Raw genomic sequence first — 13993 nt, 5'->3', positions numbered from 1 at the left:
ATTCAGTGGCTGTCGCCACATACCTGCGGCATTGATAGTTGTGTTATCAATGCACGAGTGTGTTGTGCGGCTGAAATTGGCAAAGTACAAGGAGCAGGGGAAATGGAAGCACAACGGCAAGACCAGTCTGTGACTGGCCAGGCAGAAGACTTTCCTCCTGAGTTAGACGTTGAAAATGATGAGCAGAAATTAGGTTCAACTGAAGCAGGTGTTAGTCGCACGCGGAAATCTGCGGCTAAAAAGAGTTCCGCACCCTCCCAGGCAGAGAAAAGTAGAGTTTGTAGATTGGATGGCGATGGCCATTTGCAGAAAAATCTCGACGCTACTCAACTCTATCTCAATGAAATTGGATTCTCCCCCCTATTGACCGCAGAAGAAGAGGTGTATTACGCGCGCAAGGCTTTGCGTGGAGATGCTGCGGCAAGAAAACGAATGATCGAGAGCAATCTTCGCCTTGTTGTAAAGATTGCTCGCCGCTACGTTAGCCGAGGTTTGGCACTGCTGGACCTTATTGAGGAAGGCAATCTGGGCCTGATTCGAGCAGTTGAGAAGTTTGATCCAGAGAGAGGTTTTCGCTTTTCCACTTACGCCACCTGGTGGATACGTCAGACGATAGAACGGGCCATAATGAATCAGACCCGGACCATACGCCTGCCCATCCATGTCGTGAAAGAGTTAAACGTGTACTTGCGTGCATCTCGAGAGTTGGCGCAAAAGCTGGATCACGAGCCATCTGCAGAAGAAATTGCCACCCTCCTTGAGAAGCCAGTCGAAGATGTCGAGCGTATGCTGGGGCTCAATGAGCGGGTTACTTCTGTAGATACTCCCATTGGGCCCTCTTCTGAGAAGACCTTGGTAGATACCATCCCCGATCAGCAGGAATCTGACCCAGCAGAGCTTTTACAGGACAGGGACCTTTTTGACAGCATCAACCGCTGGTTGGGAGAGTTACCTGACAAGCAGTGTGAAGTGGTCTCTAGGCGGTTTGGTTTGCGCGGTTTTGAAGCGAGCACCCTGGAAGAAGTAGGGCGTGAAATCGGTCTCACCAGGGAGCGGGTCAGGCAGATACAGGTGGATGCACTGAAACGTTTAAGAGAGGTTATGGAGAAGCAGGGGCTCGACGGGCATTCACTATTTGGCAATTTGTAGCCTCTACTCCTTGATAATACCCCACTGCCAGTTTCTGGCTGTGGGGTTTTTTATCATCTCTTCTTACTGAGCTGAAGTCTTCGGGCTACGAGTTACTTCCTGACCCAGCGTCCCAGATTGTCCTGGTAGTATTCTCCAGGTGATAAGCGTGCTTCCAACTTTTCAGCGGCGCGTGTTGCCACCTGGGCTATATCAATTTTATTGCGTTCAGCGATTCGAGCGTAAGCAGCTTTTCGCTTGGCATTCACTTCTTTGACCAGCTTTTCCAATTCTGGTGAGCTGGCATCTACGATAGCGATGTATCCGCTATTGGCTTCACCAACCAGTCCCTTACTTTTGGCTTCATTTAGGGAAATTGCCATTGCAGGCAGGGCGATTAATAAGCTCAGTGCCAAAAAGGCTTTCATTAATGTCTTCATATTTGCCTCCTTAGAAAATCCCTTCCTTGTCTTCAAACAGGTTGTCCAGGTCTTTGTCGACCTTGACCCGAATTTCATGCTCAATTTTCACATTCAGGTTTACTGTAATTGGCTCACTGGGAGCCTTTACCGCTACAGTGGGTGTACACCCTGTAGCAACCATAGCGTATAGCAGCCCCATAGGAATCAGTCGGCTGGCTTTCATCTGACACTCCTCACAGTACCTCTTTGGTACCCTTTTACTTTTTGTACCTAGCCCGTGTTACCTGCCTGGTTCAGCAGGTGAGTTGGATGCCGGCAGACCCAAGTATTTTATTGAGTCAACCTTAACCGGTAATGAACCAAGCAGGCTTGTACATACCAATAAAGGCTACTTCACTCCTGACCTATTGGTCCAGCTGCTTTTCCAGGGTTTCAGTCAAATCACGACTGGCTTGCAATGAGCGCAGCATGTCTGGGATATTGTTTTCCAGGTTCAGGTTGATCACCAGGTCTCGATCAGAATCGATAGCCTCACTTCGCCCAACCAGCTTTAGCTGTAGTTGGAGATCTCCGCTGGCTGGATAGTCTATGCTGCCTTCCAGTGATTGAAACTCATAATCTTCCAATGCATTGGCTATCAACTTGAGTTGGGGGTTGCTTGCCAGCATCTGCGGAGAGAAGGCTCCGTAGTAGCGCAAGCGTCCGCCTGGAGCTTCACCCTGAAGGTGGCCGGCTTCCACAGTGATACCCTCAGGCCCCGTTACAATGGGGATTTCCAAATTAATTAGCCCGCTGGCCTCAAAGTTCTCTGAGTCCGTCTCCTGAGCTAAAGCCCCTAGAGAAATACCTTGTGCATGTACAATGCTTTTTCGAGTCTCTTCAGCGAGATTCCAAATAAGGGCTGATGAAGTAACCTTGCCTTGCAAAAAATCAGCAGAAAAATTATGCAATGTAATATCTTTCTGTTTGTCCAGTTGCAGTGATAACTGGACATTTTTCACTGGTAAGCCCGCGTTAATAGATTCTATCGATAGTGGGTATGCTGTAGGTGTGATCCAGTGCCCATCTTCGTTTTCTACTTTTAGATCTCCACTGATTCCGGTGGCAAAACTATCTTTATAGGTTGCTGCAATATCGTCCAATGAAACATGGATACTATCTTTGGACTGGGAGGGCAAAGACACAGAACCACCGGCAGAAAGTCTACCCGAGACGATATTGAGGGGAAGGCCCTGGATCGTATCGTTTAGAGAGCGATCCGTACTAAAGGTAACTTCAGGAACGGTAAATTCAACTCCACCTGAGGATTTTGATAAGTCGTAAGAGCCGCTTAAATCAATTTCAATTGCACCTGCTTTAATTTGACTATGACTTGTTAGCTTATTGTGTTGCAGGGATAGCTTGCCTTTGGCTGAAGAGTTAACCTTGTACTTTTCCGGTGTCTCAATCTCTAAATTGTTACTATTAAATTCACTGTCCAGCGCTGTAGCACCATTTTTGATGGTAACAATACTATCAAGAAAATTGAGGTCTCCAGAAAGGGAAAATTGCTCGGTGTTGATAATTCCAAACTGACTGCTTATTTCTGGGAGAGTACAGATTGTAGGTTCTGTTACTTCGCAGTGTACTGTTGGTATATCTAAGTTTACCCTGTCAGCCGCCAATGTTTTGGTTGCTATTTTTTCTCCAGATACTTTAATGCTCTCTAGCGTGAATTTTTGACCTTTAAGATTGCTTTCAATCTTTGCCTTGGCAGTTGAACTCAAATTAGTAACTGCTAATTCTCTGGATCGCTCATAAAGTTGGGGTATTTTTGTCTTTAGGTCAAAGTTACAGGCACTGATGTCAGAGAAGTGACATTGTATGTCGCTAGCGGTTAACTGTACTGTCGAGTCCCCATTGGAGCCTTGTATCGTTGCAGTTAGAGATCCTTGTTCGACCTTAATATCTCTTTGGTTGGGATTGGTCAGGTCACCTGTAATGGAGATAAGATCTTTAATGCTTGCCTGTATCTTGCTCTGATGTAATCCAGTAGTAATTAAAGGCGAGTTTTTTCCTGATGTGGAAGCTGAAATATCCAATTGAATAGTTTGGTTTGGTATCAATTCTAATTGAAAGCTATTTACTTCTGGAGAGTTAATATTGTTAAGCGAACTAAGTTGAAGTTTACCCTTAAATGCCACATCTCCATTAACACTATCTATAGGTAGTGCTGGCAAGTGCCTGAGATATAGGGGGGAATTAACTATAGTATTTGCACTTGTTAGATGAAAAGTACCTTCGATATCTAATTCGGGAGATGTCGCCGATGTGCTCGAGCTAAAGTCCGCACTTAATAGCGGGGTATTGGTGTTTTTATCAGTACCTAAAGCTATATCAAGCTCGCCACTCCCCTTGATATGTCGAGGTTTAAACGGAAATAGTGATTCAAGTGTTATTTTTATTGGATTGCTTATAGATAATTTGGCTTCTATATTGGAGTTTGGTTGAGCGTATGGGATTGTGGCCTTTAGATCATTGCCATTAAGTTGAATGTCAATTTCTCGGTAGCTTGAAATGGATAGCAGATTGTCTGGCAAGCTAATCGCGGTGGTAGCTATAATTTTGCCTGATACTGTCGGCTTAGTTGTGGAGCTAGCTTTAGGTTCAAATATCTCTATCAGTGGGGCTATAGATTCCAGCTCTGATACAAGTTCACTGTTTAAAACCCATGTGTCAGTTTCTAGTTTAGCAATAGTTATATCAGCTTCAGACAGAATCTTTGAGTTGTTAGTTAGTATTCTGGGTTTTAGTTTGATTTCTGACAAACCTAAATAAGCCTCAAAATATAAATTAAGCTCGCCAAACTGGGGGTGTTTAAGGGGAGTCTCGGCATGAATTTTTGTGTTGTCGCGAGCTATATTTAGTGGACCGCCAATCAATTGGCTATCGAGTACTATTTGCTTAACAGATATCTTGCCTGGCAAAAAGCGGGTTAGACTTTGGCTTAGGGTACTTAACGATAATGTATTATTTGTCTTGACATTATTTTCCGGGAGCTGCTCGTCGATATGGGCTTTGGTAACGATATCTTCAGCTTCCATGCTCCTGGTTAGCTTTTCTATTGATAGTTCAATTTTTTGAGTGTTATCTCGGTCATAAATAATATGGAAAGGATAGACAATTTTTACTCCCTCGAGGAGGATAATACTATTTACACTGGACTTTAGGCGAACTTCCTGGATAGAAACTTCTTTAAAACCCAGTCGTAGTCCTGTCAGCTCCTGAATAACTACCTCTCCTGAGAAAATATTGATTAGCTGAGAGGCAACGATATCCTTTTTCCACCAGCTAGCTGCTATGAGGGCAGCTAAAAAACAAGATAGAGTTATGATGGAGATACGGAGTTTACGCACACTGAACCTCGGAATTCCCGCAAGAGATTAGCTCAAACTTAAATCTATTATTCGTTACGAAAGGGCGAAGTAGGAGTACTTTATTTCCTTACTTCTACCTTATGACGAGTTTACCAGATTGGATAATTATACTGGCTGCAATTTCTCACCATGTTGGTCAGTATCTACTGTGCTGTGGGGTAGGGCAGACAGTAAGTGCTCTATATGGGTATATAATCGACCACTATTATATAGCGTTAATCTATTTAAGGTGGCGCACTGATAGTTTTTGCCTTCTCCGTCGATGTTACCTCTGTGCTTGTGGAGGCAGATGTGCCAAGAGTGGCTGTGGGCAAGGCTGCAAGGGCAAGCAGTAATCTAACTTATCTATGCGTGGCACCAATCGCGCTGGGAAGCTATAGTCCGGTTTTTAACTTGGGTGATAAATAGTATTAGCCCGGGTAACGATATTGTTGGTCCAATTAATCGAATTCATACTGCCCCGGAAGGGCATAGAATGACTGAAGGTGTTTCAATAATGAAAGATAGCCAGCCAAAGACCATTTACCTGAAAGACTATCAAGTACCAGATTACCTGGTGGATGCTACTGATTTACATTTTGAGCTGGAACCCAAGGCAACTTTGGTCAAATCTCGTTTGAATATTCGCAGAAATCCGCAAGCGGGTGCAGGGCTGCCGCCTTTAGTGCTGGATGGTGTCGAGCTGGAATTACTTTCGGTTTCTTTGGATGGAGTTTTGTTGTCTAAATCTGATTATCAGGTTCTACCTGAGGGCCTGTCTATCCCTGTAGAGAAACCAGAATTTCTGCTGGAAATCCGCAATCGGATAAATCCGGAGGAAAACACATCTCTAGAGGGATTATATCTCTCTAATGGTATGTATTGCACCCAATGCGAAGCTGAAGGGTTTAGAAAAATAACTTTCTATCCTGACCGGCCGGATGTTATGTCCAAATTTACCACCACCATCGTCGCGCCGATGGACCACCCAGTACTACTTTCAAATGGCAATGAAGTTGAAAGGGGTAGATATGAAGATGGTCGTCAGTTTGTAACTTGGGAAGATCCATTCGCCAAGCCGGCTTACTTATTTGCGTTGGTAGGCGGGGACTTGGAGCATGTGGAAGATAGCTTCACAACAGCCTCTGGTAGAAAGGTTAAGTTACAGATCTTTACGGAAGCGAAAAATATTGGGAAGTGTGATCATGCTATGCGCTCACTTAAAAATGCGATGCGTTGGGATGAGGAAACTTACGGAAAGGAATATGACCTAGACATCTTTATGATTGTTGCTGTTGATCATTTCAATATGGGGGCTATGGAAAACAAAGGATTAAATATTTTCAATTCGGCCTGTGTGCTCGCTAGCCCGGAAACAGCAACGGATTCAGCTTTTCAGCGGATTGAGTCTATTGTAGGACATGAGTATTTTCACAACTGGTCCGGCAATCGGGTTACTTGCCGGGATTGGTTTCAGTTGAGTCTGAAGGAAGGTTTTACCGTATTTCGTGATGCGGAGTTCTCCGCTGATCTTAATTCCCGAGCGGTTAAGCGTATTGAAGATGTATCCCTTTTGCGTACTACCCAGTTTGCTGAAGATGCCGGCCCTATGGCCCATCCTATCAGGCCAGATTCTTATATAGAAATTTCAAACTTTTACACTCTGACAATTTATGAAAAGGGTGCGGAAGTTGTACGGATGATTCATACACTCTTAGGTGCAGAAGGGTTCCGCAAAGGAAGTGACTTGTACTTTCAGCGGCACGATGGTTGCGCGGTAACCTGTGAAGATTTCGTCAAGGCGATGGAAGATGCTAACAAGGTTGAACTGAAGCAATTCCGCAACTGGTACAGCCAAGCAGGCACGCCGATACTTGATGTGACAGATAGCTTTAATGAAACTGATGGCACTTATAGTCTAACTATTCGCCAGTCTTGCCCTTCATCGCCAGGTCAGGAAGAGAAGTTACCTTTCCACTTACCAATAAGAATTGGATTGCTGGGGGCTGATGGCGCAGAGCTTGTACTCAATGAGCAGGGTGATACTGAAACTGTTTTACAGTTAACAGAAGATGAGCAATCTTTTGAGTTTTCCGGACTTGCGGAGAAGCCTTTACCCTCATTGCTGCGAGGCTTCTCCGCTCCAGTAAAAATAAGGTACAACTATAGTAATGAGCAGCTTCAATTTTTAATGAGGAAGGATAAGGACACGTTTAACCGCTGGGATGCAAGTCAGCGCCTAGCATTAAATGCTTTGTGTGAGCTTCAGGTGGCTTTTCGTAAAGGTGAGGAGCTACAGGTACAACCAAGTTTAATTAGTGCTTATAAAGAGGTTTTACAGGATGTTGATCTCGATCTAGCGCTGGTTGCAGAGATCTTGCAGTTGCCCAGCGAGCAGTTTATCGCTGAAGAGTCATCATCTATTGATGCGGAAGCAATAATTGTTGCGAGGGAATTTGTAAGGAAGGTAATTGCAGGTGAATTATTTGATGAATTTCGCACGCGCTATCTAGAATTGAATACGACTACGCCCTATAGCCCGAATGCGTTAGATATTGCGCAAAGACGACTTAAAAATACCTGTTTATCCTATATGTGCATAACAGAAACTGAGGAGGCGTTAAATATAGCCCAGGTTCAGTTTGAGAGCGCTAGTAATATGACAGATAGTGCGGAGGCTCTCGCTGTTATTATTAATCATGCACCGGAAGATCGAGCCAGGGCGTTGATTGAGCAATTTTATGAGCGCTGGAAAACCGATACTCAAGTCGTAGAACTATGGCTGAGTCAGCAGAGTTGTAGTCCCAAGCGCGGTACATTGGAAAATATTCGTGCACTTATGGATCACCCTGCTTTTGAAATGAAAAACCCCAATAAAGTAAGGTCTGTAATAGGTGGTTTTGCTAATCGTAATTTTAAGCAATTCCATAAGAGCGATGGTAGCGGGTTTGAGTTTGTTGCCGATCAGGTTCTGGCCTTGGACAAGCTAAATCCACAAATTTCAGCAAGACTGGTTATACCGATCACACGTTGGAAAAAATACTCTGGTAGCCTGGGTGAGAAGATGAAAGTTGCCCTGCAAAGGATTGCTGATTCGGGAGACCTATCTAAGGATTTGTTTGAGGTAGTCAGCAAAAGCTTGATTTAAAATAAATGCCCGCTTGGGGTATGCTGGACATACCCCATTTTCTTATAGAATTTTGTTATCTTTTTCTTCGCCTAGCTGGACTAAATGTAGCTTGTTTCCATCATTTTTTAGCTCAGTGATTGAAGTGTAGTCGGGCCTAAACTGTTGTACTTTTTGGTGGTTTCGGATATGTGCAACAACTGAATTGATGACCATAAAATGGCAGAAGATAAAGGTGTCCTCTGAAAGACTTTCCAAATACCTGATTATTCCATCGCGCCAATCTTTTTGTTCTCTGTCGCAGGGGTCCCACTCTCCAGTAAGTAATGTTCGTAACCAGGTTAGGCGTTGAGCTTTGGGTATTTCCTCTGGTGTAGGTATTTCCGTCACTGCATTTTCAATTACAACCTCTATATCCCAAACTTCGGCCAAGGGCTTTGCTGTTTGCTGTGCACGGAGTTTGGGGCTGCTTATTAATTGAACTTTCTCGAGTGTGGAAAGTTTTAGGGCTAGCTCTTCTGCCTGCTTGTAACCTTCGTCTGTGAGTATTGGATCGGGGATGTGCTCCCCTTTCGCTGCTTCTCCATGCCTGATTAAAAAAATTCTTGCCATCTATGCCAGCCTAAAGATAACCATTCAACCTATCGTCGGGTATATGTTGCCATAAACTGAGAAGCTCTGGTGAATTAAACGCCCTGGCTGAGGGATGATTGCCAAATCGCTTACTGTGTTTTCCTGAAAACTCTGGCCAATCATTGCCGGGTTTCCCTGTTTCAGCAAAATTCAGCCAAGCTTGTTGCATTGAGGCACTTAATAAATGGGGGTTTTCTTCAGCACCATATAGTGTTTTCAAGGACTGATCGCTATGGGTTCCAAATACATAACCAAGCTCAACGGCGTGACAGGCCCCTAGTAAAGGCTGTGCGGCGAGAGGTTGTGCAAAGTGATAGTGATAGTTTTCCCCCTGATGACTTTGTAGGTGTCTCAGCCCAGGCAAGGTGAATACCATATCAGTGAGCAAAAGGTTCCAGGCTCGACTCCACTCTGGCCAGGGATTGTCTGTCATTTTTTTTGCTAGTTGATAGTAATGTCTGAGTAGGGGCTTTAACTCGGACTCTGGGATAAGCCATTCGAGATGAGTGCATATTTGCCGGTAGTCCATGTTAAAGCTTTGAGGGTTTATCGCGCTGAAGAGATTCCATTCCTCCAAATTGTTCCCTAACAAAAGGGATGTTTGGTGTGTCGGGGAGAGCTTTTTTTCAGGGGAAAAAAGTTCCCTGTCTGCGACAGGTTTAAATGGCAGTTGCCCCCATTTTGCTGTCATAGACGTGTCAGAGAGTATTGCTTTTTGGGTTTTCAGAAGAAGTTTGGTCGGACAATTTTTTAGTGAGATGCCACCAGAGATTTTCTCAAATTGTTGAATGAAAGTCTTACCAACATGGTTAGCGCTTTGCTGGGAGTGAGAGGCTCTTGGGTGCCCACTTTGGACAATTGCACGCCGTATAAGGCCTTTACATTGTGGAGTTTCAAGTAAGGAGGCAATACTCATTGCCCCGGCTGATTCGCCAAAAAGAGTGATATTGTTTGGATCTCCGCCAAATGCTGAGATATTTTTCCGAACCCATTGTAGGGCGGCTATTTGATCTAAAAGCCCTTCATTGCCGGTTGATGGTATATCACTAATATCCTTTAGGCGCAGAAATCCCAGGGCGCCTAAGCGGTAGTTTATAGTGACAACAATTGTCCGACCGCTAGCTGCCAAGTATTTACCATTGTAAATTTCTTGGCATCCTGATCCCATGTAAAAAGAGCCGCCATGAACCCAAAACATTACTGGCAGCTTTTTTCCTTGCGACATTGCGGGAGAGAATACATTCAAATAGAGGCATTCCTCCCTTTCAGGAAGATTCCCGTTTTGATCTCGAACTTCCATTAGGGTGGATGAGTTTTGCGCTGCTGGTGAACCAAAGCTATGCGCTTGGAAAGGATTTTTCCAGCGGTCCAACTCTTGCGGTGGTAGCCAACGTAAATTCCCTACAGGGGGGAGAGCGTAGGGAATACCCAAGAATTTATATACGCCAGTTTCTTCATCTGTGGTTCCGATGATTGGCCCGGCAGGCGTATCAACAACGGGGGTAGGCTTTTTGTTTAAGTGCCTGCCAATTTCCGGGTCTGTAGTCATTTGTAACTTCCTAATCTTGCTGAAGTTAGCACGAAAACTGTTTTTCTCCTGCCGCAGCCTAACTCCTCCTTGAAAACGTTTTGAATTACGTCCATACAAAAGTAGTGCGCGTAAAAACGTACTGGCGTAATTGTTTTTTTATGGAGGGAAATTAGTAAGGCAATGTATTAGTGAATCTAGTCACGGATGGGCTCAAAGTGGGGTATTTTCCGTCTTTAAGCTCAGGCCATGAACTGTGTATTTAGGAAGTTGCACCGTTTGAAGTTGGTGAGAGCATGATTGCGAAAATCTTTGACAAATCCACGGGCTCAATCGACGAGCGATCACTGGAAGGGCTATCTTTGACCTCTCCTGGTCTTGTCGAAATGCCCGCAGATCCTGAGGATATTGCGTCTTTTTCCAAGGACGGAGTAGACCTTGTTATTGTTTTAAAGTCCGGTCAAATCATCATTATTTCAGGGTTTTACCTGTTAGATGAAGAAGGTGACCATAGTGAGCTAGTGCTAACAGGGGCTGAAGAGCCTCTTATGTTAGCTTCTAATGGAGACTTAATCTCCGCCTTTGCTGCGGCTGGTGGTGCATCTTATCCCGCACCAGCGCCGGCCAATCCCGGTTTTTCTTGGTGGATTCCAGCATTAATTGCCCTTGGAGTTGTTGTTATAGCTGTTGCGGCTAGTGATGACGATGACAATAACGGCGATCGTTTTTTTATTCCTGATTCTGATGCCGACGCTGACTCAGATGCTGATGCTGATGCTGATGCTGATGCTGATGCTGATGCTGATGCTGATGCTGATGCTGATGCGGACGCTGATGCGGATGCGGATGCGGATGCGGATGCGGATGCCGATGCGGATGCGGATGCTGACGCGGATGCGGATGCGGATGCCGACGCGGATGCCGATGCGGATGCCGATGCTGACGCGGATGCTGATGCTGATGCCGATGCCGATGCCGATGCCGATGCCGACGCGGATGCTGACGCAGATGCCGATGCCGATGCCGATGCCGATGCTGACGCGGATGCGGATGCGGATGCGGATGCGGATGCCGACGCGGATGCGGATGCCGATGCTGACGCGGATGCTGATGCCGACGCGGATGCTGACGCAGATGCCGACGCTGATGCCGATGCTGACGCGGATGCTGATGCCGACGCCGACGCCGACGCCGACGCCGATGCCGATGCCGATGCCGATGCCGACGCAGATGCCGATGCTGACGCGGATGCTGATGCCGACGCCGACGCCGACGCCGACGCCGATGCCGATGCTGACGCGGATGCTGACGCGGATGCTGATGCCGACGCCGATGCCGATGCCGATGCCGACGCGGATGCCGATGCCGATGCCGATGCCGATGCTGATGCGGATGCGGATGCCGACGCCGATGCCGATGCAGATGCAGATGCAGATGCTGATGCTGATGCTGATGCTGATGCTGATGCTGATGCCGATGCGGACGCTGATGCGGATGCCGATGCCGATGCCGATGCCGATGCCGATGCCGATGCGGATGCGGATGCGGATGCCGATGCCGATGCCGACGCGGATGCGGATGCGGATGCGGATGCCGACGCCGACGCTGACGCGGATGCCGATGCCGATGCCGATGCCGATGCCGACGCTGACGCCGATGCCGATGCCGATGCTGACGCCGACGCTGACGCCGATGCCGACGCTGACGCAGATGCGGATGCTGATGCCGACGCGGATGCTGACGCAGATGCGGATGCCGACGCGGATGCCGATGCAGATGCTGATGCTGATGCCGACGCAGATGCGGATGCCGACGCGGATGCCGACGCAGATGCCGATGCGGATGCCGACGCGGATGCTGACGCAGATGCCGATGCCGATGCCGATGCCGATGCCGATGCTGACGCGGATGCCGACGCGGATGCCGATGCCGATGCCGATGCTGACGCGGATGCTGATGCCGATGCCGATGCCGATGCAGACGCTGATGCTGACGCGGATGCGGATGCCGACGCCGACGCCGACGCGGATGCCGATGCGGATGCGGATGCCGACGCCGACGCCGACGCCGACGCGGATGCCGATGCGGATGCTGATGCTGACGCTGACGCTGATGCCGACGCAGATGCCGATGCCGATGCTGACGCGGATGCTGATGCCGACGCCGACGCCGACGCCGACGCGGATGCGGATGCCGATGCGGATGCTGATGCCGACGCGGATGCTGACGCAGATGCCGATGCCGACGCTGATGCCGATGCCGATGCCGATGCCGATGCCGATGCTGACGCGGATGCCGACGCCGACGCCGACGCTGACGCCGATGCGGATGCGGATGCCGATGCAGACGCTGATGCGGATGCGGATGCAGATGTCGATATCGACATAAATATTGATATTGATATTGACATCAATATTGATATTGACGTTGACATTATCATCATCAATATCGGATCAAATTCTCAAGAGCCTGGTGAGCTTCAAGACAGCGATGTAGAAGCTCTCGATAGCGGTGCCGGAACGCCGTCTGATGCGTTGTTCGCTTGGGTGCCCGATGGGGATGCCGACGCGGATGCCGACGCGGATGCCGATGCGGATGCCGATGCCGACGCGGATGCCGATGCGGACGCCGACGCTGATGCGGATGCGGATGCGGATGCGGATGCGGATGCGGATGCGGATGCGGATGCCGACGCTGATGCGGATGCCGATGCCGATGCCGATGCCGATGCGGATGCGGATGCCGATGCGGATGCCGATGCGGATGCCGATGCGGATGCCGACGCTGATGCGGATGCCGACGCTGATGCTGATGCTGATGCTGATGCCGATGCTGATGCTGATGCTGATGCTGATGCTGATGCTGATGCTGATGCCGATGCCGATGCGGATGCCGACGCTGACGCAGATGCGGATGCTGACGCGGATGCAGATGCAGATGCAGATGCAGATGCAGATGCAGATGTCGATATCGACATAAATATTGATATTGATATCGACATCAATATTGATATTGACGTTGATATTATCATCATCAATATCGGATCGGATTCGCAAGAGCCTGGTGAACTTCAAGACAGCGATGTAGAAGCTCTCGATAGCGAAGCTGGAACGTCGTCCGATGCGTTGTTCGCTTGGGTGCCCGATGGAGATGCAGACGCTGACACTGATGCAGACACTGATGCAGACGCTGATGCAGACGCTGATGCAGACGCGGATGCAGACGCTGATGCAGATGCTGATGCAGACGCTGATGCAGACGCTGATGCCGATGTAGACATCGATATAAATATCGACATAGATATCAACCTTGATATCGACATTGATATTGATATCACCATCATCAATATCGGTTCTGATTCAACCGTTGGATCTGATGGGTTCCTCGATATCGACGTTACTGCAGATGCGGGCGAAGGTATGCTGGGTGCCGGTTCTAACCTGTCAATCGATGAGCTACTTGAGTCAACGAGTGAAGATGCTCAGGTATTTGAGTCGGGTGAAAATGAGGAGGGTGTGAGCCCGACCTTAGATTCCAGTGGCATGGTTGGTGGCACTGATGCCCTGACAGCGACAGATAATGCAGCGGCGTTTGAAGATCCTGTTGGAGATATGTGGCAACAAAATGGCTTGAGTGACACCTAGATCAGATAGCCTTTCATTAACTTATTTACCGGGCCGCAAGGCCCGGTTTTTTTTGGCTAGACTTTCGTAGCCACTCTACGAAACCGTTGATGTCTAGCGGTGAGTGCGTGTTTTAT

The 13993-nt window shown here is 47.8% G+C and carries 8 protein-coding genes; 3 read left to right on the top strand and 5 right to left on the bottom strand.

What is annotated here, in order from left to right:
• Positions 1 to 102: 102 nt before the first annotated feature.
• A complete protein-coding gene (gene rpoS, locus ACJJI3_RS10230) occupies positions 103 to 1149 on the top strand; it encodes an RNA polymerase sigma factor RpoS (RefSeq protein ID WP_444894557.1) in 1047 nt (348 codons plus the stop codon).
• Positions 1150 to 1241: 92 nt separating this feature from the next.
• Here the strand turns inward: rpoS and ACJJI3_RS10225 are convergent, their stop codons facing one another.
• From ACJJI3_RS10225 to ACJJI3_RS10215, 3 genes are all read right to left on the bottom strand, one after another.
• Positions 1242 to 1568, bottom strand: a complete 327-nt coding sequence (locus ACJJI3_RS10225; RefSeq protein WP_282931814.1) for a YdbL family probable chaperone protein — start codon at positions 1566 to 1568, stop codon at positions 1242 to 1244.
• A gap of 10 nt (positions 1569 to 1578) precedes the next feature.
• Positions 1579 to 1773 (bottom strand): YnbE family lipoprotein, encoded by a 195-nt coding sequence (locus ACJJI3_RS10220; RefSeq protein ID WP_282931815.1) that lies wholly within the window; start codon positions 1771 to 1773, stop codon positions 1579 to 1581.
• Positions 1774 to 1954: 181 nt separating this feature from the next.
• Complete coding sequence (locus ACJJI3_RS10215) at positions 1955 to 4945, bottom strand: intermembrane phospholipid transport protein YdbH family protein (protein ID WP_444942349.1); 2991 nt, start codon at positions 4943 to 4945, stop codon at positions 1955 to 1957.
• 517 nt (positions 4946 to 5462) lie between these two features.
• Between ACJJI3_RS10215 and pepN the strand changes: the two genes are divergently transcribed.
• Positions 5463 to 8093 (top strand): aminopeptidase N, encoded by a 2631-nt coding sequence (gene pepN, locus ACJJI3_RS10210; protein WP_444942553.1) that lies wholly within the window; start codon positions 5463 to 5465, stop codon positions 8091 to 8093.
• 42 nt (positions 8094 to 8135) lie between these two features.
• On the opposite strand, the gene ACJJI3_RS10205 is transcribed toward pepN, so the two are convergent.
• Both ACJJI3_RS10205 and ACJJI3_RS10200 read right to left on the bottom strand, forming a co-directional pair.
• On the bottom strand, positions 8136 to 8684 hold the full coding sequence (locus tag ACJJI3_RS10205) for a histidine phosphatase family protein (RefSeq protein WP_444942348.1): 549 nt from the start codon (positions 8682 to 8684) through the stop codon (positions 8136 to 8138).
• A gap of 10 nt (positions 8685 to 8694) precedes the next feature.
• A complete protein-coding gene (locus ACJJI3_RS10200; protein WP_444942347.1) occupies positions 8695 to 10254 on the bottom strand; it encodes a carboxylesterase/lipase family protein in 1560 nt (519 codons plus the stop codon).
• Positions 10255 to 10529: 275 nt separating this feature from the next.
• Here ACJJI3_RS10200 and ACJJI3_RS10195 point away from each other — a divergent pair, with 275 nt between their 5' ends.
• Positions 10530 to 13877 carry a BapA/Bap/LapF family prefix-like domain-containing protein gene (locus tag ACJJI3_RS10195; RefSeq protein WP_444942346.1) on the top strand — a complete coding sequence of 1116 codons (3348 nt, stop codon included), beginning with the start codon at positions 10530 to 10532 and terminating at the stop codon, positions 13875 to 13877.
• Positions 13878 to 13993 lie beyond the last annotated feature (116 nt).

The sequence above is a fragment of the Microbulbifer maximicatervae (SeqCode) genome, from assembly GCF_052466985.1.
Note: the sequence above shows the minus strand (reverse complement) of the source record. Positions and strands in the feature narration are given on the sequence as shown.

Bases quoted from the DNA above. Each gene is read 5' to 3' on its own strand.
- rpoS (WP_444894557.1), top strand. From the start codon at position 103: ATGGAAGCACAACGGCAAGACCAGTCTGTGACTGGCCAGGCAGAAGAC.
- ACJJI3_RS10225 (WP_282931814.1), bottom strand. From the start codon at position 1,568: ATGAAGACATTAATGAAAGCCTTTTTGGCACTGAGCTTATTAATCGCC.
- ACJJI3_RS10220 (WP_282931815.1), bottom strand. From the start codon at position 1,773: ATGAAAGCCAGCCGACTGATTCCTATGGGGCTGCTATACGCTATGGTT.
- pepN (WP_444942553.1), top strand. From the start codon at position 5,463: ATGAAAGATAGCCAGCCAAAGACCATTTACCTGAAAGACTATCAAGTA.
- ACJJI3_RS10205 (WP_444942348.1), bottom strand. From the start codon at position 8,684: ATGGCAAGAATTTTTTTAATCAGGCATGGAGAAGCAGCGAAAGGGGAG.
- ACJJI3_RS10200 (WP_444942347.1), bottom strand. From the start codon at position 10,254: ATGACTACAGACCCGGAAATTGGCAGGCACTTAAACAAAAAGCCTACC.
- ACJJI3_RS10195 (WP_444942346.1), top strand. From the start codon at position 10,530: ATGATTGCGAAAATCTTTGACAAATCCACGGGCTCAATCGACGAGCGA.